General features: G+C 62.8%; 15 protein-coding genes. 7 read left to right on the top strand and 8 right to left on the bottom strand.

The genetic code is table 11. From position 1 onward, the window contains the following. The first annotated feature begins 157 nt into the window (after positions 1 to 157). The 5 genes from argA (at position 158) to NKT35_RS14570 (ending at position 5,379) form a co-directional block, all read left to right on the top strand. Positions 158 to 1,465 carry an amino-acid N-acetyltransferase gene (gene argA, locus NKT35_RS14590; protein WP_254294181.1) on the top strand — a complete coding sequence of 436 codons (1,308 nt, stop codon included), beginning with the start codon at positions 158 to 160 and terminating at the stop codon, positions 1,463 to 1,465. Positions 1,466 to 1,562: 97 nt separating this feature from the next. Beyond that, a complete protein-coding gene (locus tag NKT35_RS14585; RefSeq protein ID WP_254294179.1) occupies positions 1,563 to 1,835 on the top strand; it encodes an oxidative damage protection protein in 273 nt (90 codons plus the stop codon). Between the two features lie 230 nt (positions 1,836 to 2,065). Beyond that, positions 2,066 to 4,156, top strand: coding sequence for a polyphosphate kinase 1 (ppk1, locus tag NKT35_RS14580; RefSeq protein ID WP_254294177.1), 2,091 nt, complete (start codon positions 2,066 to 2,068; stop codon positions 4,154 to 4,156). Next, positions 4,153 to 4,641: a DUF456 domain-containing protein gene (locus tag NKT35_RS14575; RefSeq protein WP_254294175.1), complete on the top strand. Its 489-nt coding sequence runs from the start codon at positions 4,153 to 4,155 to the stop codon at positions 4,639 to 4,641. The genes ppk1 and NKT35_RS14575 overlap by 4 nt, the downstream gene beginning before the upstream one ends. Positions 4,642 to 4,953: 312 nt before the next feature. Next, positions 4,954 to 5,379, top strand: a complete 426-nt coding sequence (locus NKT35_RS14570; RefSeq protein ID WP_254294173.1) for a lipocalin-like domain-containing protein — start codon at positions 4,954 to 4,956, stop codon at positions 5,377 to 5,379. A 274-nt stretch (positions 5,380 to 5,653) separates the two neighbouring features. Here NKT35_RS14570 and NKT35_RS14565 read toward each other — a convergent pair whose 3' ends face one another. Further along, positions 5,654 to 6,586, bottom strand: a complete 933-nt coding sequence (locus tag NKT35_RS14565) for an IS5 family transposase (RefSeq protein ID WP_254294171.1) — start codon at positions 6,584 to 6,586, stop codon at positions 5,654 to 5,656. Between the two features lie 374 nt (positions 6,587 to 6,960). Between NKT35_RS14565 and NKT35_RS14560 the strand changes: the two genes are divergently transcribed. Beyond that, complete coding sequence (locus NKT35_RS14560; protein WP_254294169.1) at positions 6,961 to 7,890, top strand: substrate-binding periplasmic protein; 930 nt, start codon at positions 6,961 to 6,963, stop codon at positions 7,888 to 7,890. Between the two features lie 596 nt (positions 7,891 to 8,486). On the opposite strand, the gene NKT35_RS14555 is transcribed toward NKT35_RS14560, so the two are convergent. The 6 genes from NKT35_RS14555 to NKT35_RS14530 form a co-directional block, all read right to left on the bottom strand. Beyond that, entirely contained in the window at positions 8,487 to 9,599 is a 1,113-nt protein-coding gene (locus tag NKT35_RS14555) for an ABC transporter ATP-binding protein (RefSeq protein ID WP_254294167.1), read from the bottom strand. Then, positions 9,587 to 11,206: an ABC transporter permease gene (locus NKT35_RS14550; protein WP_254294165.1), complete on the bottom strand. Its 1,620-nt coding sequence runs from the start codon at positions 11,204 to 11,206 to the stop codon at positions 9,587 to 9,589. The genes NKT35_RS14555 and NKT35_RS14550 overlap by 13 nt, the downstream gene beginning before the upstream one ends. Before the next feature lie 147 nt (positions 11,207 to 11,353). Continuing rightward, entirely contained in the window at positions 11,354 to 12,358 is a 1,005-nt protein-coding gene (locus NKT35_RS14545; RefSeq protein ID WP_254294163.1) for an iron ABC transporter substrate-binding protein, read from the bottom strand. A 25-nt stretch (positions 12,359 to 12,383) separates the two neighbouring features. Continuing rightward, positions 12,384 to 13,679 (bottom strand): iron uptake transporter deferrochelatase/peroxidase subunit, encoded by a 1,296-nt coding sequence (gene efeB / locus NKT35_RS14540; protein ID WP_254294161.1) that lies wholly within the window; start codon positions 13,677 to 13,679, stop codon positions 12,384 to 12,386. Further along, the gene (locus tag NKT35_RS14535; RefSeq protein ID WP_254294159.1) at positions 13,676 to 14,797 is read right to left on the bottom strand and encodes an NHL repeat-containing protein; all 1,122 of its coding nucleotides are present in this window, start codon (positions 14,795 to 14,797) and stop codon (positions 13,676 to 13,678) included. The genes efeB and NKT35_RS14535 overlap by 4 nt, the downstream gene beginning before the upstream one ends. An 88-nt stretch (positions 14,798 to 14,885) precedes the next feature. Next, positions 14,886 to 16,385, bottom strand: a complete 1,500-nt coding sequence (locus NKT35_RS14530) for a carbohydrate porin (protein WP_254294157.1) — start codon at positions 16,383 to 16,385, stop codon at positions 14,886 to 14,888. Between the two features lie 564 nt (positions 16,386 to 16,949). On the opposite strand from NKT35_RS14530, the gene ettA reads away from it, so the two are divergent. Next, on the top strand, positions 16,950 to 18,602 hold the full coding sequence (ettA, locus tag NKT35_RS14525) for an energy-dependent translational throttle protein EttA (RefSeq protein WP_305883429.1): 1,653 nt from the start codon (positions 16,950 to 16,952) through the stop codon (positions 18,600 to 18,602). A 73-nt stretch (positions 18,603 to 18,675) separates the two neighbouring features. On the opposite strand, the gene NKT35_RS14520 is transcribed toward ettA, so the two are convergent. Further along, entirely contained in the window at positions 18,676 to 19,404 is a 729-nt protein-coding gene (locus NKT35_RS14520; RefSeq protein WP_505190945.1) for a substrate-binding periplasmic protein, read from the bottom strand. Between the last annotated feature and the right edge of the window lie 39 nt (positions 19,405 to 19,443).

The raw sequence follows: 19,443 nt of genomic DNA, 5'->3' as shown, positions 1-19,443 counted from the left end.
CCGCCCGGCGCCAGCCCGGCGGCATTTTTATTGCCTGGCCCGCCGAAATCCGGCAAAAAGCAGCCTGCTCTTGTCAACCGCATGGGGCTGGCTGCGCTAAATTCCATGCAATCCTGTTATTCTTGTCCATCATGTTTTTCCGGTTGGAGCCCGCCGCATGCTGACACGCGAGTTCGTCCTCACTTTCCGCGAAGCCGCACCCTATATCAACGCCTACCGCGGCAAGACCTTTGTGCTGGCCATGGGCGGCGATAGCCTGCTCGACGGCGACTTTTCCAGCATGGCGCAGGACATCAACCTGCTGGTCAGCCTGGGCGTGCGCATCGTACTGGTGCACGGCATCCGCCCGCAGATCGAAACCCTGCTCAAACGCCACGGCATCGCCCGGATGTTCCATCGCGACCGCCGCGTCACCGACGCCGCCACCATGGACATCGTCAAGCAGGCGGCCGGCGCCACCCGTCATGACGTGGAGGCGCGGCTATCCATGGGCATGCCGCACTCGTCCATGCACGGCGCCCATCTGCGCGTGGCCGGCGGCAATTTCGTGACCGCCCAGCCGCTGGGCGTGCTGGACGGCGTGGACATGCAGTACACCGGCCAGGTGCGCCGCGTGGACGCCGCCGCCATCCGCCAGCGCCTGGATGGCGGCGAGCTGGTGCTGCTCACGCCGGTGGGGTATTCGCTGACCGGCGAAAGCTTCAATCTGGCGATGGAAGAGCTGGCCACCCACACCGCCATCGCGCTGAAGGCTGAGAAGCTGATCTTCGTGGTGGAGGGCCGCGGCGTGGTGGAGCGCGACGGCGAGCTGATCAGCTCCCTCACCTCCCATCAAGCCGAAGAACTGCTGGCCGCCGGCGAGCTGCAAGACGACGTGGAGACTTACCTGCCCTACTGCGTCCGCGCCACTCGCGAAGGCATTCCCCGCGCCCACTTGATCAGCCGCCACCAGGACGGCGCGCTGCTGCTGGAGCACTTCACCCGAGGCGGCAACGGCACCATGATCGCCCGCGACCCGCTGGTGCGGGTGCGCAATGCCAGCATCGAAGACGTCGGCGACATCCTGGGCCTGATCCGGCCGCTGGAAGAGCAAGGCATCCTGGTGCGCCGCAGCCGCGAGCGGCTGGAAGTGGAAATCGGCGAATATTCAGTGCTGGAGCACGACGGCAAGATTTACGGCTGCGTGGCGATGCACCCCTTCCCCGAGGCCGACACCGCCGAGCTCGCCTGCCTGGCGGTATCGCAGGAGAAACGCGATGGCGGCTTTGGCGAAATGCTGCTGCGGCATGTCGAATACCAGGCGCGCACCCAGGGCTTGCTGACGCTGTTCGTGCTCACCACCCAAACCGCGCACTGGTTCATCGAGCGCGGCTTCTGCGAGGCGGACAAGAGCTCGCTGCCGCTGTCGCGCCAACAGTTTTACAATTACCAGCGCCGCTCCAAGGTCTTTGTAAAGAAGCTGTAACAATTAACAGCCATGATGCCGCCGAGGTTGGAAGGCCGGGGGCGCTGTGCCACAATAGCCGATTGTTCCAATCAGATTTCATGCAAGGATGGATGCCATGAGCAGAACTGTAAACTGCGTCAAGCTGGGCCGCGAAGCCGAAGGCCTCGACTTCCCGCCGCTGCCGGGCGAACTGGGCAAGCGCGTATTCGAAAGCGTTTCCAAAGAAGCTTGGCAAGGCTGGCTGCGCTACCAGACCATGCTGATCAACGAAAACCGTCTCAGCCTGGCAGACGCCCGCGCTCGCCAGTATCTGGCGGCGCAGCTGGATGCCTACTTCTTCGGCCAGGGCGCCGACGCTCCGGCAGGCTACACCCCGCCGCAGAACTAATTGCCGTACCAAGCCCTCCAAGCGAGGGCTGTTTTTTTTTGCCGTCTCACGGGCGAAGCTCCCTTGCAGGGCAAGGGCGGGGATGGGGATGCACCCAAGAAGGCTGCGCAAGCCCTCTTCCCCTTGAGAAGGCCCGGCGCTGCCGGGTCCTCTGGAACGCCAACCAAGCCCCTGGGCGGCAGCCTGGCTGTATTGTTTCCGTCATCGCAAAATATTGGCTCGCACATCGTATGTCACAATCGCAAGACCTGTTGCTGAACCGAGAACTCGGACTGATAGAATTCAACCGCCGCGTGCTGGCGCAAGCGGAGGACCCCAGCCTGCCGCTGCTGGAGCGTCTGCGCTTCCTCTGCATCGTCTCCTCCAACCTGGACGAATTCTTCGAGGTCAGGGTCGCCTGGCTGCAGGACGCCGCCCACGCCACGCCTGACCGGGTGCTGGCCGATGGCGGCACGCCGGAGCAGACGCTGGCCAAGGTGGCCCGCGCCAGCCATCAGCTGGTGCGCGACCAATACGCGGCGATGAGCGAAGTGCTGTTTCCGGCCTTGCGCGAAGAGGGCATCGTCTTCCTGCGCCGCAGCGAGTGGACCGAACAACAGCAGGAATGGGTGAAGGACTATTTCTTCCGCGAGCTGATGCCCATCCTGACGCCGATCGGACTGGACCCGTCCCACCCCTTCCCCAAGGTGCTGAACAAATCGCTGAACTTCACGGTGGAGCTGGAGGGCCGCGACGCCTTCGGCCGCGCCTCAGGCACCGCCATCGTGCAAGCGCCGCGCATCTTGCCGCGCGTGATCAAGCTGCCTGCGGATGTGTGCGACGGCCGCCCGCATTGCTTCGTATTCCTGTCGTCCATCCTGCACTCGCATGTGCATGAGCTGTTCCCCGGCATGACGGTGAAGGGCTGCTATCAATTCCGCGTCACCCGCGACAGCGAGTTGTCGGTGGACGACGACGACTTCAAGAACCTGCGCACCGCGCTGCAGGGCGAATTGCGCCAACGCCAGTTCGGCGACGCAGTGCGGCTGGAAATCGCCGATACCTGCCCGCAGCATATGGAAACCTTCCTGCTGACCCAGTTCAATCTGCAGCCGCGCGACGTCTACCGCGTCAACGGCCCGGTGAACCTGGTGCGACTGATGCAGGTACCGGATCTGGTGGACCGCCCGGATCTGAAATTCTCGCAATTCACCCCCACCCTGCCGTCCAATCTGCAGAAAAAGGGCGCGCTGTTCGAAACCATACGCAAGGGCGACGTGCTGCTGCACCACCCCTACCAAAGCTTCCAGCCTGTAATCGACTTCCTCACCCACGCGGCGACCGATCCGCACGTGGTGGCGATCAAGATGACGGTGTACCGCACCGGCACCGACTCGGTGCTGATGGAATCGCTGATCGCCGCCGCCCGCGCCGGCAAGCAGGTGACCGTGGTGGTGGAACTGATGGCCCGCTTCGACGAAGAGGCCAATATCGGCTGGGCCAGCCGCCTGGAAGACGCCGGCGCCCACGTGGTGTACGGCGTGATCGGCTACAAGGTCCACGCCAAGATGCTGATGGTGGTGCGCCGCGAAGAGCATGGCCTGCGCCGCTACGTGCATCTGGGCACCGGCAATTACCACCCGCGCACCGCGCGGCTGTATACCGACTTCGGCCTGCTGACCTGCAACGAGGAAATCGCCAGCGACGTCAACGACATCTTCGTCCAGCTCACCGGCCTGGGCCGCGCCGGCAGCCTCAAGCATCTGTTCCAGAGCCCGTTCACGCTGCACAGCATGATCATGCAGTCCATCGGGCGCGAAACCGAGCACGCCTTGGCCGGCAAGCCGGCGCAGATCATCGCCAAGATGAACTCGCTGCTGGAGCCGCAAGTCATTCACGCGCTGTACCGCGCCAGCCAGGCCGGCGTGAAGATCCAGCTGATCGTCCGCGGCGTCTGCGCGCTGCGGCCTGGCGTGCCGGGCCTGTCCGATAATATTTCGGTGCGCTCCATCGTCGGCCGCTTCCTGGAACACCCGCGCGTGTTCTACTTCTACAACGATCACAAGGAAGACCTGCTGATGTCCAGCGCCGACTGGATGAGCCGCAACTTCTTCCGCCGCATCGAAACCTGCGTGCCCATCCTGGACAACAAGCTCAAGCGCCGCATCATCAAGGAAGCGCTGCGCCTGTATCTGGAAGACAACGTCAACAGCTGGGAAATGCTGCCGGACGGCAGCTACAAACGTCGCGGCGGACGCGGCAAGCCGCACTGCGCCCAGCGCGAGCTGCTGGAAAGCTACGCCGGCGTCAGCCAGAACGACGAGAAAGCGGACGCGGAATGACGGCGGGGCTGATTTTCGGCTACGCCGGCGCCCTGCTCCTGGTGCTGGCGGGACTCGCCGGCACCGTGCTGCCGGCCATTCCCGGCTTGCCGCTGCTGTTTGGCGGCCTGCTGTTGGCCGGGTGGCTGGATAACTTCCAGCATCTCGGCATGATCAGCCTGACCATACTCGCCGTGCTGGCGGCCCTGGGCCTGGTGATAGACTTTGTGGCCGGCTTATTGGGGGCGAAAGCCACCGGCGCCAGTAAGCAAGCGCTGTGGGGCGCCTTCATCGGCAGCCTGGTCGGCATGTTTTTCGGCATTGCTGGCGTCATCCTCGGCCCCTTGCTCGGCGCGGTGATAGGCGAATTCATCGCCCGCAAGGATGCCTTCCAGGCCGGCAAAGTCGGCATCGGCACCTTCCTCGGCTTCATCGCCGGCGCGGTGGCCAAGATCGCCTGCGCCTTCGCCATGCTGGCTACCGCCGCGCTGGCGCTGGTGTTCTAAAACCGCCTGGCCGCCGCCCAACTGGCGCGAATGCCGAGCTATCCGCCTGACGCAAGCCTCCCGGCCTGAGCTGGCATGGCATAGACAATGGATTTAAATGAAGAATGACGGCGGGCCTGGCGGCTCGCCGTTTTCATTGGCGCGCATGAAAATCACTGGCTCGGCCGGCATTCATTTGGCATCCAGGCCCGCGTTATCATTCATGCCAATGTGCTAACATGGTTATTATCTGCTCTGGCATGCAACTGCCCGGGGGCTACGCGCCTGCATCCGACAGCACCAATTTTCAGACGAACAGCGACAGGATGGGATATGTCAGAACGCGACAGCAAACTGCACGGCAGCTGGCGATTGCTTTCTTTTGAGCTGGAGCTGCAAGCCTCCAAGGAACGCACCCAGCCATGGGGCTCAGCCCCCAATGGTTATCTTATCTTCGGCGCAGACGGGCGCATGATGGCGCTGGTGACCGCCAAGGCGCGGGAGCCGGGAGCGGAAGATGAAAAGCTGGCGGCGCTTTTCCGCACGATGATGGCCTATACCGGACGGTATCGGATAGATGGAGATAGGTTCATCGTCGCGATTGACGCGTCCTGGAACGAAGCCTGGAACGGCACCGAGCAGGCACGCTTCTACCAGCTGGATGGCGACGCGCTACATGTTTTCACCGACTGGATGCCCAATCCTCTGGCGGCTGGCAATGCAATGGGAAGAGGCGTTCTTGGATTTACGCGGGAGTAGACCGTTACTCAAGCTGCTTCATAGCAATTGACGACCACATTTGAATGGCTCTCTGCATTGAGAACGCCCCTTGCCGAAGCCGATAATGAGCCAAAATCATGTTGTTAAACATCCCAACGCTCCAAACCGATAGGCTGATGCTGATTCCCCCGACAGCCAGCCATCTTCATCGCTGGCTTGAAATTTATAGCAATCCTGAAGTGATGCGCCATGTTGGCGAGGCTTTGTTGCATAAATAGGCTTCGGCATGCAAAGCCCCTTTCCCCGGACGGATTTATGGCATGCGCACCGTCATCGGCGTCCCGAGCCGCGTGAAGCGGTTCAAGATCGCCGCTCGCACTTGGAGCTCTGCGACTTGACGGTCGAAGTCCCTTGCCATTACCCGCTCGCCCAGCAGCTTGAAACAGCGCATCTTGGTTTCCACCAGGCTGCGGCGATGGTAACCGCTCCATTTCCTCCAGATCGCTCGACCCAGGAGCCGGGTAGCACGCAGTATCTCGTTTCGGACATGGGCGCCCAACCGATTTTCCTTCCACGGCTTGGCATTCTTTCGGGTAGGAATCACCGCCTCGGCTTTTCGCTTGGCAATCGCTTCATGGCAGCCTTTGGTGTCGTAGGCACCATCGCCACTTACTGCAGCAATCCTTTCCCCCGCGGAAATCTGGTCCAGCAACTCCGGCAACATTGGCGCATCGCCCACCGCGTTGTCGGTCACTTCAATCGCCCGGATTTCCAGCGTCTGCGCATCAATGCCCAAATGCACCTTGCGCCACTGACGGCGGTACTCCGCGCCGTGTTTCTTCGTTTTCCATTCGCCTTCACCCAGCATCTTGATGCCGGTGCTGTCGATCAACAGGTGCAGCCCGGTCGTGGTTGGACGGCAAGGAGTGGCCACCTGCAAATGCTTTTGCCGCCGGCACACGGTGCTGTAGTCCGGCGTCAGCCAGTCCAGCCCCGCCAGTTTGAGCAGGCTTTGCACCATACCCACGGCCTGTCGGAGCGCAAGATTGAACAGGCATTTGATCGTCAGGCAGAACTGAATGGCGGCATCGCTGAAAGTCGGTGTCCGTCCACGTTTGCCGACTGCAGAGCCATGCCAGCGCATGTCACGGTCCAACCAGATCATCAGCGACCCACGCGCCTTGAGCGCAGCATTGTAGGTCTTCCAGTTGGTGGTCTTGTACTTGGGCGGGGCGGGCTTGCTCATGCCGTCATTCTACCCCGCCTGCTGGGAGGGTGATTTGTGCAACAAAGCCCGAAAAAACTGGGCATGCAACTGGATATAAACTTGTCCGTGCCAGACGACCAAGTTTGGTTTCTTGCCAATCCGCACTCTCGGCATAACGCACAGGATGCAGCGGACAACTCTCCTCCATCAGGCTGACTGACAGATTCCCCTCCCCCCGCCCCTCTTCTGCTAAAGAGGCAGGGCGTATGTGACTGACGCTTCAACAGGACGAAGTCAAAGTAGGCGCGCTGGGATGCCGCATGAAGTGTATCAGCAAGACTCTCTTCTCCTTGGCTAGAGGCTCGGCGATTACCCATCTGCCACTTGGATGCCGGCTCAGGAGTGAAGTATCCATGCCATCAACCTTGTATCTTGCAATTGGCGATGGTTCGCTTGGCCTTTATTTTCCAGGCCAGATTTTGGCCGTTTGCTCTACAGTAATAAGCAATAGTCTCCTGAACTGGCCGTTCTGCTCATGCCGTCTAGCGCATGCAGATGCGATTGCGTGGTACAAAATGAAAATAGCATTAACAGTAATGGCGCTTGTTGGCATGATGTTTACTGGCGCTGCCTCCGCCAACTCATTTGTGGTGGGCGTTGAAGAAATTGACTATTACCCGCTGCATAGCTACGCCAATGGAAAATTTTCCGGATATGGCAGGGAGTTGCTTGATGCATTTGCCAAGCAATACGGCCATTCCTTTACTTATACACCTTTTCCAGTTTCAAGATTATTCCATACCTTCCTGAACGAAAACTCGATTGACTTCAAATATCCAGACAATCCAAATTGGCAAGCCGATCTGAAAAAAGGCAAATCCATCTTTTACAGCGATCCCGTCATCAATGTCAGTGAAGGATTACTGGTGAAGCCAGAAAAGGTCGAGCAATTATCAGAGACATCCCTGCAGACAATCGTGACCATGCGAGGCTTTACGCCTTGGCCCATTGATCAGACCATGCGGAAAAAGATCAATAATGGAACCATTCGAGTCTACCAAGAGGATTCATTCAACAAAGTGATCTCCTTGGGGATGACTGGTCACTACGACGCCGTCTATGCCAGCCCAATCGTGATCAATTACTACCTTGACGTGATCATTCACCAGCCAGGCGCATTAGTTTTTGATAAAAAACTGCCCTTTGAAAGCAATGACTTTTCCCTCTCCAGCATCAGGCAGGGAGAGGTGATCAAACAATTCAATGAATTTCTGGAAAAGAACCAGCCCTTGGTGATGGAGCTCAAGAAAAAATACCGGTTAACTGACAAGACGGCTCAGTGAAAGCGCGTAACGCGGCTTGGCCGCAGGGCCATACCCGCGCTCCATGAGCCATGATCGCGGTTTGATAGTCCCAAATTGTGCACACCTGATGGTTTTCCTGTGCTTTGTCCGCCAATCGCTTTGCCTGCGGGCATGCCCTTGGCCAACGCGCGCTACGCGCTTGAACTTCAGTAAACTTATATCTATCAATGGATAGCAGTCGCTATGGCTGCAAATCGGAGAAAGCCAAGATGATAAGCGCCATCAAACCCGGTCCCAAACCGAAAAAAGAAGATGGAACCGATGATCGCCGTCGGCACGTAGACCCGCCAACCGCGCCAAAGCACCCGACACTACCGATCCACGACCCAAAGAAGAAGTAACTAAGTACTCCGCGTCTGCATAGTAGTAGGAACAATAGAGATCAGAATGAAATAGCCCTCCCAAGATGGGAAGGCTTTTTTGATGAGCGCTCGCTTCTTTCTCGCCTGAAAAATGCCGAAACACTGCGAACTCCCCGACCCTGAGGACAGGGTGCAAGTTGCTCCGTTTATTTTCATCTTTGCCAGTAATGAACGAGTGGAGCCTCCCACTCCCGCCAGGGGAGAGCGGGCCGCTTAGCGTCCCTGGCGAAACAAAGCCAGGCTGTGCTGCAGACGGGTGGCGGCGATGGGGCCGCCGCTGCTTGCGCCGCCAGGCGCGGCAAAGCAGGCGACTGCGCCTTCCACTTGCAGCGCCACTCCCTGGCCGGGCTGGGGACAGCGGTGACCGGGAACGCGGGCGGCCAACAGGCTGCCGTCTTCCAGCGCCAGCCGCACGCTGGCGTCGTGGCCGCTGAAGCTGACGTCCAGCACCCGCGCCTGCGGCGCATGGTCGGGCGATGCCGGCAGCAGGCGGATCTGCTCCGGCCGCAGCAGCACGTTGACTTCGCCCTGCGGCATGCCGTCCAGCAGCGGCAGCCGTCCTAGCGCGCATTGGGCTTCGCCGCCCTGGGCGCGGCCGGGCAGCAGCACAGCGTCGCCGACGAAGTCGGCCAACTCCGGACTGGCCGGGCGCTGGTACAGCGTTTGCGGCGCGGCCACTTGCAGCAGCTTGCCTTGCCACAGCACCGCCACCTGGCGGCCCATGGTCAACGCTTCGGCCTGGTCGTGCGTCACCATCAGCGCCGTGGTGCCGCTGGCTGAGAGCGCGTCGGCCACCGCCTGGCGGGTCTCGGCGCGCAAGGCGGCGTCCAGCGCCGAGAACGGCTCGTCCAGCAGCACCAACGCCGGCTTGGGCGCCAGCGCCCGGGCCAGCGCCACGCGTTGCTGCTGGCCGCCGGACAATTGCTGCGGCGCGCGATCGGCAAAGTCAGCCGGCAGGCCCACCATATCCAGCAGCTCCGCTACGCGGCGGCGCGCGCGGCGTTCGGCCCGCGGCAGGCCGAACACGATATTGTCGGCCACCGACAAATGCGGAAACAGCGCGCCTTCTTGCGGCACATAGCCGATCTGGCGTTTCTCCGGCGGCAGATGGACTTGCGGACTGCTCACCAACTGGCAGCCAATGCGGATGCTGCCTTCGTCGCAGCGCTCGAAGCCGCACAACAACCGCAGCAGCGTGGTCTTGCCGCTGCCGGACGGCCCCAGCAAAGCCAGCAGAGAGCCCTGCTCCACGGTCAGGGTGATGTCATCCAGCACCCGATGCTCGCCGAAGCGCTTGCCCAGCTTTTCGATTTTCAGTTCCGACATGGCGGTGTTTCCGGTTGTTGTTTCCAAGCTTGCGCCTGGCCGTCCAATACCGCGCCGCGCCCCAGGCAGGACATCAGCAGCCAGGTGGCGAACAGCGACAGCGCGATCAGAATGGCGGCGTAGGGCGCGGCGGCGGCGAAGGCCAGCGCGGCGGTGTCGGCCCACACCTGGGTGGCCAGCGTTTCGGTGCCGATGGGCGAAAGCAGCAGCGTGGCGGTCAGTTCGGTGATCACCGAGACGAACACCAGGCTGGCGGCTGCGCCCAGGCCTGGCGCGGCCAGCGGCAGCACCACCCGCCACAGCGCCTGCCACCAGTTGAGCCCCAGAGAGCGCGCCAGTTCCTCCAGCCGGCTTTCCGCCTGCATCAAGGCGCTCCGCACGCTGACCAGCGCCAGCGGCAAGAACATGATGGCGTAAGCCAGCGCCAGCATGGCCGCGCTCTGGTACAGCGGCTTCAGCCACTGGATGGCCAGATTGACCAAGGCCAACGCGATCACGATGCCGGGCACGCCCTGCGCCAGGTAGACCACGCGTTCCAGCAGATGCGCCAGCCGGCCCGGATGGCGGGCCAACAGATAGCCCAGCGGCAGCGCCAGCACGGTGGTCAGCGCGGCGGCCGACAGACCGAGTCCGAGCGAAGTGGCGGTGGCGGACAGCAAGAGCTGCGGCGACACTTCGGCCGGCGTCACCGCGTCGGCGCCGGGCTGCAGGGTCCAGTACAGAATGGTGGCGATGGGCGCCAGCAGCGTGACCGAGCCTTGCAACGCCAGCCACAGCAATGCCGGCCAGCGCTTCCAGCCCAGCTCCAGCCGGCCGGCGGCGCGCCGCGCGCCGCGATCCAAACGCTGATAACGGCCCTGCCCTCGCACCCGCAGCTCGGCCAGCAGAATCAGCACCCCGGCCGCCATCAGCACGCTGGCCAGCAGCGAAGCGCCGGCGCTGTCGAAGCTGGCGCGGTATTCGGCGTAGATTTCGGTGGTGAAAGTATGGAAATGCAGCAGCATGAAGGCGCCGAACTCCGACAGCGTGGACAGCGCCACCAGCAGCATGCCGCCCAGCAGCGCCGGCTTCAGCTGCGGCAGCGTCACGCGGCGGAAACAGGCCCAGGCGGACAGGCCCAGCGAGCGGGCGGTTTCTTCCAGCGCCGGATCCATATTGCGCAGCACCGCCGACACCGGCAGATAGACCAGCGGCGTGTAGGCGGTGGTCAGCACCAGCCAGGCGCCCCAGAAGCCCTGCAGATCCGGGCTCAGCGACACCCAGGCGAAGCTAGTGATGAAGGGCGGAATGGCCAGCGGGGCCACGCACAGCAGCGCCCACAGCCGATGGCCCGGCAAGCGGGTGCGCTCCACCAGCCAGGCGGAGGCGGTGCCGGCGACCGCGCAGCTGAAGGTACTGGCCAGCACGATCAGCGCGGTATTGCCGGCCAGCCGCGCGACGATGGGGCGAAACAGCAACTCGGCGGCATCGTCGCCGCCGACGCTGGCCGCCTGCCACAGCGTGAAGCCAAGCGGCAGCAGCACCAACAGCGCCACCAAGGCGGCGCTGACGGTGAGGCCGAGCGGACGTCGGCCTGTGCCGCCCGTCAGGCGCAAGGCGATGTTCATCCTGAAAACCTCATTCTAAAAACCTCGTTCGCCGCAAAACCGCCAAAGGCGCGGCAAATGCAGCCGCCAGCGCCCATCGATTTGCCGATGCGCGCCGCGCGTCCCCATCTTTCCGCGCCCTTGAGCGGCTTTAGCGGCCGATGCGTATTACAGCAAGCCCGCCTGACGCAGCAGCTTGGCCGACTGGCTGTCATCGCCCAGTTTCTGCATGTCCAGCGGCGGCGGGTTCAATTGACCGAAGGGCTTCAGCTGCGGCGCCGGGGCCACGCTAGGCAGCAGCGGGTACTCGAAGGTGATGTTGCTCTTGGCGATCAGCTGCTGGGCGCGCGGGCTCACCAGATAGGCCAGGAACTTCTGCGCCGCTTCGGAGTTGTGCGCGCTCTTCAGGATGCCGGCGCCGGACACATTGATCAGCGCGCCCACGTCGGCGTTGCCGAAGTGGTACAGCTGGCTGTGCATGCCCTTGCTGCCCAGTTCCACCTGCAGGCGGGTCCAGTAGTAGTTGTTGATGATGCCGACAGCCACGCCGCCGCGATTCACGCCGGCCACCACGCCTTCGTTGTCGTCAAAGGTCCGGGCGTTGTCGCGCAAGCCCTTCAACCAGGCCAGCGCGGCCTGGTCGCCCTTCAGCGCGCGCACCGCGCTGACCAGCGGCAGGAAGTCGCCGTCGGACGGGGCGATGGCCAGCTTGCCCTTCCATTGCGGCTTGGCCAGGTCCATCAGCGAGGCCGGCATCGCCATGCCGGCGGCCAGCTTGTTGTTGAACACCAGCACGTTTTCGCGCGCCATCACGCCCACCCATTCGCCCTGCGGCGAGCTGTAGCGCGCCGGGATGGGCGATAAGGTGGCGGCCGGCAGCTTGGCCAGCAGCTGCTTGCCTTCCAGCAGCATCAGCTCAGGCGAGTTGGAGGCGAAATAGATATCGGCCGGCGAGGCCTTGCCCTCGGCCAGCAGCTGGGCGGACAGCTCCGGGCCCTCGCCGGAACGGATCTTCACGCCGATGCCGCTCATTTTTTCGAAGTCCTCGGTCAAGAGCTTGACCGTTTGCGGGTGCTGGGCGTTGTACAGCACCAGGCTGGCGGCGAGGGAGAACTGGCTGGCGGCCAGCAAGCCGCCGGCGATCAGGGCGGCGAGCAGTTTATTCGTTTTCATTGGTCTTTCCTTTGCAGGCGAGAAATCACAAGCCGGCGAACAGCGCTTCGCCGATATAGCCGCCGGGACGCGCGCCTGGCGGGCAAGCGAAAATGGCGCTGGCCACATGGGTGGTGTACTGGTTCATCATGTCCATGGCCGCCAGCTTCTTGTTGATGCGGATGAAGCCGCTGCGCGGGTCGCGCTGGTAGGCCAGGAAGAACAGGCCGGCATCGTATTCGATGCCTTGGTGCCAGGGCGGCCAGCGCTCGGCGACAAAGTTCGCGCCGTCGTCGTAGGAGTAAGCCCGGCGCAGAATGCGCGAACCGTCGTTCTCCTGCGGCGAAGCCACGCGGGAATGAGCGCTGTCCGGAATCAGCGGATTGCCTTCCTTGTCCACCGCATCCAGCTTCATCGGTTCGAACTCATGCTTCTGGCCCAAGGGCGCGCCGTTGTCCTTGTAGCGGCCCACCACTTCCTGCTGGAAGCCCAGCTCGGTCTTGTCCCAGTGTTCCAGCGCGATGCGGATGCGGCGCGCCACCAGGTAGCTGCCGCCCTTCATCCAGCCGCCCTCGTCGCCAACCCAGACAAACTGGTTCATCAGCGCCGGATCTTTGGTGGACGGGTTGTTGGTGCCGTCCTTGAAGCCCATCAGATTGCGCGGCGTGCCGCCGCCGGGCGCGCCGCTGGCGAAGCCGGTTTGCACCCAACGCACGTTGGCGATGCCGTCGGCCAGCGTCGCCAGCATGCGCACCACGTGGAAAGCCACTTGCGGATCGTCGGCGCAAGCCTGCACGGACAGATCGCCGCCGCTGCGTTCCGGCACCAGCTGGTCTCCGTTGAACTTGGGCAAATCCACCAGCGCCTCCGGACGGCGCGAGGCCAGGCCATAGCGGTCCACGCCGTTCTTGGCGAACAGGCCGGGACCGAAACCGAAGGTGATCGTCAGTCGTCCGGTGGCCAGGCCGACGGCCTCGCCGGAATCCAGCGGCGCCTTGTCGCGCTGGCCGCTCAGGTCGCGCGCCGGCAAGCCGCGCGTCATCCGCGCCGCCGCGTCGGTCCAGACTTTCAACAGCGCGATCAAATCTTCGCGCTTGGCGGTATCCGCCATATCGAAAGCCGCGAAATAGCTGTTTTGCTGCTGCGGCGTGAGGATGCCGCCCTGATGCGCGCCGTAGAACGGCTCCAGATCCTTGGGCTGTTGAGGCTTGGCTGTCTTGGCCAGCGCAGCGGCCGCGGCCATGCCGCTGGCGCCGCTTAGCCAGCCCGCCAGGGCCAGCGCGCCGCCGCCGAACAGAAAGCCGCGGCGAGACGCTTGCTGCGGTGCTTTGCTATCGCTCATTTCGCCAATACCAAATTGTTGTTGTCGTCGGTGACGTAGTAGAAGCCGTCGCCCTGCGGCGTGATGGCGATGCCGAACAAGTCGCCGCTGCCCGGCGGCGTCTGCGCCTTGTTGGCGTCTATCCAGCGCGCCGCCAGTTGCTCGCCAGTGGCCGGATCGATCTCCACCACCTTGCCGTTGGAGCCGTTGGTGGCCAGCAAATGGCCTTGCGGCGTGGAGGTCAGCGCCAGCGGACGCAGCAGCAGGCCGTCGTGGGTCAGCGTGCGGCCGATGCCGGCGCTGGTGTCGCGGCTGGCGGCATCCCAGATTTCGCTGATGCGGTTGCCCAGCGCATCGGATACGTAGAGTTTGTCGTCCTTGCCGTAGACCAGGCCGGTGGGGCCGATCAGGAACACACTCTTGTCCGCCTGCTCGCCAAAGCCGCTGGCCACCACGGTGCGCTTCAGCACCTTGGGCGGCTGGCCGGCCGGCACTTCGATATCCAGCCGCAGCACGGTGGCCAGATTGACCACTGGCGGCGTGCCCTTGGCGCTGCCGACCCCGAAACCGGCATTGCTGACAAACAGCGTGACCTTGTCGCCGTTGTCGATGACGGCCATATTGCCCCACGGGTCATTGATGTCCGGCCCGGACCACACATCCACCAGCTTGCCGTTGGTATCCAGCACCATCAGGCAGCCTGCGCCCTTGGTATCGGTCATGCCGTCGTTGCTGGGCGTGCTGCCGACAATCACCCAGCCGCTTTTCAGCACCGTCATGGCGGTGGACAGGCCCACGCCGCCGGGGCACTGCTCCAGTGTGCGCGGAATCTGCGCGAACAGCGTCATCTCCTTGCTGTCGGGGCGGTAGTTGACGATGGTGCTGCCCAAGCCTTGCAGATTGGCGGCGTTGTTGAAGTTGTCCACCAGCACGTCGCCGGCTTTCAGCTTGCCGGCGGTGATAGGAGAAACCGCGATGGCGTACGGGTTCTGGTCGCCATTGTCCGGCACCGTATTGGTCAGCACCATGTGTTTTTTGATGCCGGCGAGGAAGGTGTCGCCGGCATGGGCGGCGCCGCTCAGCGCCAGCAGCGTGGTCACGGCGGCGGCAAGGGCGCGCGGCGAGAATGTCGCTTTCATTGCGTCTGTCTCCGGAAAAGGAGAATGCGAACGGTAACAAGAATAATTACCAGAATAGTTCGCATTACTCCTTTCATGGCAGGTTTATTTAGAAGGTGATGGTGGTCTTCAAACCCACCACCCAGCTATTCGGAATCTTCTGGGTGCTGGTGTAATCGCTGGGTGTAGCCGAGGCGCCGGCGCCGACATTGCGCACATACTGCAAGTCCGCCTGCCACTGCCACCACGGCGTCAACTGATATTGGTAGGTCGCTTCGATTTGCGTCTCGTCGCCGCGCGCCGGATACAGCGGATTGCCATTGGCGATGCCGTTGTCCAAATCGTTGCCGGCTTGATGATTGCCCACCTTGACGTAGCCAACGGCCAGGCCGGCGATGTCGTTGTCGCGGCCGGCGAACGGAGCGGTCAGCGTGATGCCGGCATTGGCTGAGAAACTCACCAGATTGCGGTCGCCCGGCGCGGCCATGGCGCGGGCGAACACATTCAGCGTCTTAGAGCTGTCTTCCGCCGGACGCCATACGGTCTGGTCCGCCACCGCGTAGATGCTGTAGTTGCCTTCATGCATCTGCGGGCCGGCCAAATTGAGCGCCAAGGGCTGGCCGTTGACATCCCAGCGGGTGTCGGGGGTTTTCTGATTCAAATACCAGAATCCGACCTTGTAAGTGCCCGGCAAACCGCCGACGCCGTTCAGCGGACGCGGCGTTTCCAGCGCGCCGTTGGACGGCAGGTTGCGGCCGTATTGCAGTTCGCCGATGAACAAGGTGCCGCCGTGGCGGCTGAAGGTGGTGCCGTACTTGTTCAGTTGCTGGGGATCGCTGGGATTCTGCGAGACATCGCGCGTCGGATCGCCGGCAAAAGCGCCGCCGAGCACCGTGATGTTGTCGCCGATCTTGCCGCGCAAACGCGCGCCCAGGCCGGAAAGCGGATAGGCCGGACCGCCGGCGGGCATATCGGCGGACGGCACCGCCGCCCAGCCGAACATGGTGCCCATGAACAGGCTGCCGTACTGCGACACCATGAATTCCTGGTCCAGGCTTTGCTGGCCGAGCTTGAGATCCAGCCGCTCGCCGTTCAGCTGCTGTTGGAACCAGGCTTCCCACAGCCGGGAGGCGCGGTCGGCTTCGATGCCGCTGGCGGTCTGGATGCTGCCGACGTACTGGCCACTGAACGGCTTGCCGTGGATGTCCAGCACGCTGACGTTGAAGCTGCCGCCATCCCACCAGCCGGCGCGCTGGGTGTCCAGGCCCAGCGTCAACGTGGCGAGGCCCTGGTATTGGCCGCCGTATTGCAGGCCGCCGCTGACATTGCGCAGGTATTCGCTGCTCTCGGTCAGGCCTACGGTAATGCCTTGGCGGCCCAGAGCGGAACGCAGGCCGCCCATATCGCCCAGCAGGGTCGAGCGATTCCACCACCCGGTCCATTGCGAATCCGGTTTGGCCTTGATGGCTTGATCGACCTCCGGCACATCGGCCGGATTGATGTCGTTGCCGGCGCTTTGCTCGGCGCGCGCCATGCCGGCCAGCAGCAGGCCGGAGGCGATGGCGCAGCTCAGCAGCCTGCGCGCATGCGGGGGTAGGCTTCGTTTCACAGTATCGCGTCTCCCATTGAAGATTCCATTGCTTCCCATTCGTGCCTATCGTTTTTCTTTCGCCCGGCTCCGCGCAGATGGCGACGCGCCGCGGACAGGCGCAGATAGTTTCAGTATAGAAAAACGAAAATCATTCTCAATGGTTGACACGAATGAAACTCAATTAGCAAATCAGCCCGCATGGATTCATGAATTTATATGAAGCGCCCTCCTCGCTCGCGTCCGGGCCCCCAAGCCTTCGGCGCCCTCGCCTTTGCTAAGCGCCGCTCCCCGCAGGCATAATGGCGCATGCCTATCTCAGCCGACGCCCCTGGCCTCAGGCCGCCGGCCGTCCGCTTGTGATAAAATAAGGCGAATCGAATATAAAACAGGGACTTAGCAAAAATTCAGGACAGGCAGCCGGCGCGCCCGACGCAGCCACCGATGATAAATCGCTGATTCCACAGTCTTCTTTCATTGAACGCCCATCGCCCGCCCTCTCCCCGATTCGCGGCTGTGTCTCGCCAGAGGGCGCGACGGGCTTGATCCACTCCATCCGAGGTACATACTTTGGCCCAATACGTGATGTCGATGCTCCGCGTGAGCAAGATCGTCCCGCCCAAGCGGCAAATCATCAAGGACATCTCCCTCAGCTTCTTCCCCGGCGCCAAGATCGGCCTCTTGGGCCTGAACGGCGCGGGCAAATCCACCGTGCTGCGCATCATGGCCAACGTGGACAAGGAATACGACGGCGAAGTGCAGCACCTGGCCGGCGTCAAGATCGGCTATCTGGAGCAAGAGCCCAAGCTGGACAACGACAAGACCGTGCGCGAGGAAGTGGAAAGCGGCATGGGCGACGTGATGGGCGCGCAGAAACGCCTGGAAGAGGTGTACGCCGCCTACGCCGAGCCGGACGCCGACTTCGACGCGCTGGCCGAAGAGCAAGCCAAGCTGGAAGCCATCATCTCCGCCGGCGCCGGCGACAACGTCGCGCTGCAACTGGAGCTGGCGGCCGACGCGCTGCGCCTGCCGCCGTGGGACGCCAAGATCGGCCCGCTGTCCGGCGGCGAGAAGCGCCGCGTGGCGCTGTGCAAGCTGCTGCTGTCCAAGCCCGACATGCTGCTCTTGGACGAGCCGACCAACCACCTGGACGCCGAGTCCGTGGAATGGCTGGAACAGTTCCTGGTGCGCTTCCCCGGCACCGTGGTGGCCGTCACCCACGACCGCTACTTCCTCGACAACGCCGCCGAATGGATTCTGGAGCTGGACCGCGGCGAAGGCATCCCGTGGAAGGGCAACTACTCGTCCTGGCTGGAACAGAAGGAAGAGCGCCTGGCGCAGGAAGCCAAGAGCGAAGGCGCCCGCATGAAGGCGATGAAGCAGGAGCTGGAATGGGTGCGCCAAAACCCGAAGGGCCGCCAGGCCAAGTCCAAGGCGCGTATCGCCCGCTTTGAAGAACTGTCCAGCTACGAAACCCAGAAGCGCAACGAAACCCAGGAAATCTTCATCCCGGTGGCCGAGCGCCTGGGCAATGAAGTGATCGAGTTCGACGGCGTGTCCAAGGGCTTCGGCGACCGCCTGCTGATCGACAACCTGTCGTTCAAGGCCCCGCCGGGCGCCATCGTCGGCATCATCGGCCCCAACGGCGCCGGTAAATCAACGCTGTTCAAGATGATAGCCGGCAAGGAACAGCCGGACAGCGGCGCGGTGAAGATCGGCCAGACCGTGCAGATGGCCTTCGTCGAGCAAAGCCGCGAAGGCCTGGACGGCGACAAGACCGTGTTCGAGGACGTGGCCGCCGGCGCCGACATCCTGACCGTCGGCCGCTTCGAGATGTCCAGCCGCGCCTACCTGGGCCGCTTCAACTTCAAGGGCGCCGACCAGCAGAAGAAAGTGGGCATGCTGTCCGGCGGCGAACGCGGCCGCCTGCACCTGGCCAAGACCCTGCTCAAGGGCGGCAACGTGCTGCTGCTTGACGAACCGTCCAACGACCTCGACGTGGAAACGCTGCGCGCGCTGGAAGACGCGCTGCTGGAATACGCCGGCACCGTGTTCGTGATCTCCCACGACCGCTGGTTCCTGGACCGCATCGCCACCCACATTCTGGCGGCGGAAGGCGAATCGCAATGGACCTTCTTCGACGGCAACTATCAGGAATACGAAGCCGACAAGAAGAAGCGCCTGGGCGAGGAAGGCGCCAAGCCCAAGCGCATCCGCTACAAGCCGATCAGCCGCTGATCAGCCCCATGAATCAGCCCCCGCTCGCGGGGGCTTTTTCTTGTCCTCAACCAAGCCAGGCGCCAGTTCACCCTCAATCCAGATAATGCGACATGATGCGCGCGGTCTCGCCGCTGCTCCTCAACGACTGGAAGGCTTCTTCCAGACTTTTGGCCACCGCTTGCGGCATCCGCTTGCTGCAGGCGAAATACACCGATGTTTCCTGCAGTCGCAACTCTTCGCGTATCGGCACCGCGCTGCTGCCCTGCTTTTTCACCAGATAGCGCGCCACCGGCCCATGCACGGCCCAGGCATCCGCCACCCCCAGGCTCAATTCTCGATAAGCGTCCTCGGTGGTGGGCAGCTCGGAAAACGCCACATTGTGCAGCCGCAGCCACTCCGCCATCGAGGAGCCCAATAGCGTCACGATCCTCAGCCCTTTCAAATCGTTCAAACCGCGCAGATGCCCTGGCCGGGTTTTAATCACGAACAAGGATTGCTGGCTGTTATCGATCATGCCGACCCAGCGATACTGCTCTTCCCGCTTGGCGGAACGCGTCAGCGGCATCAGGCAGCTGAGCGGTTCGTTCATCACCTGCATCTGCGCCCTCTTCCACGGCAGATCGACAACCTGCCCGCGCAAACCGGCCCGGCTCAAGGCCGCCATGGCCAGATCTACGGCAATCCCCCGCGGCGGCTTTCCATCCTCCTTGGTGACAAAAGGAGGGTAATCCAGCGTATACAAATCAACCGTCAGAACAGGCGCCTCCGCCCACGCCGCGCCGCTGAGCAGCCATCCGCACGCCAACCAAAACCGCCTCATCATCACCCCACCCCGCCCATGCCATCTTAGAGATGTTAA

It is taken from the genome of Chromobacterium sp. IIBBL 290-4 (genome assembly GCF_024207115.1).
In the GTDB taxonomy this organism is placed as follows: Bacteria; Pseudomonadota; Gammaproteobacteria; order Burkholderiales; family Chromobacteriaceae; genus Chromobacterium.
The sequence above is the reverse complement of the archived record's forward strand: the minus strand, read 5'-3'. Positions and strand labels throughout refer to the sequence as shown.

Bases quoted from the DNA above. Each gene is read 5' to 3' on its own strand.
- argA (WP_254294181.1), top strand. From the start codon at position 158: ATGCTGACACGCGAGTTCGTCCTCACTTTCCGCGAAGCCGCACCCTAT.
- NKT35_RS14585 (WP_254294179.1), top strand. From the start codon at position 1,563: ATGAGCAGAACTGTAAACTGCGTCAAGCTGGGCCGCGAAGCCGAAGGC.
- ppk1 (WP_254294177.1), top strand. From the start codon at position 2,066: ATGTCACAATCGCAAGACCTGTTGCTGAACCGAGAACTCGGACTGATA.
- NKT35_RS14575 (WP_254294175.1), top strand. From the start codon at position 4,153: ATGACGGCGGGGCTGATTTTCGGCTACGCCGGCGCCCTGCTCCTGGTG.
- NKT35_RS14570 (WP_254294173.1), top strand. From the start codon at position 4,954: ATGTCAGAACGCGACAGCAAACTGCACGGCAGCTGGCGATTGCTTTCT.
- NKT35_RS14565 (WP_254294171.1), bottom strand. From the start codon at position 6,586: ATGAGCAAGCCCGCCCCGCCCAAGTACAAGACCACCAACTGGAAGACC.
- NKT35_RS14560 (WP_254294169.1), top strand. From the start codon at position 6,961: ATGCCATCAACCTTGTATCTTGCAATTGGCGATGGTTCGCTTGGCCTT.
- NKT35_RS14555 (WP_254294167.1), bottom strand. From the start codon at position 9,599: ATGTCGGAACTGAAAATCGAAAAGCTGGGCAAGCGCTTCGGCGAGCAT.
- NKT35_RS14550 (WP_254294165.1), bottom strand. From the start codon at position 11,206: ATGAACATCGCCTTGCGCCTGACGGGCGGCACAGGCCGACGTCCGCTC.
- NKT35_RS14545 (WP_254294163.1), bottom strand. From the start codon at position 12,358: ATGAAAACGAATAAACTGCTCGCCGCCCTGATCGCCGGCGGCTTGCTG.
- efeB (WP_254294161.1), bottom strand. From the start codon at position 13,679: ATGAGCGATAGCAAAGCACCGCAGCAAGCGTCTCGCCGCGGCTTTCTG.
- NKT35_RS14535 (WP_254294159.1), bottom strand. From the start codon at position 14,797: ATGAAAGCGACATTCTCGCCGCGCGCCCTTGCCGCCGCCGTGACCACG.
- ettA (WP_305883429.1), top strand. From the start codon at position 16,950: ATGTCGATGCTCCGCGTGAGCAAGATCGTCCCGCCCAAGCGGCAAATC.
- NKT35_RS14520 (WP_505190945.1), bottom strand. From the start codon at position 19,404: ATGAGGCGGTTTTGGTTGGCGTGCGGATGGCTGCTCAGCGGCGCGGCG.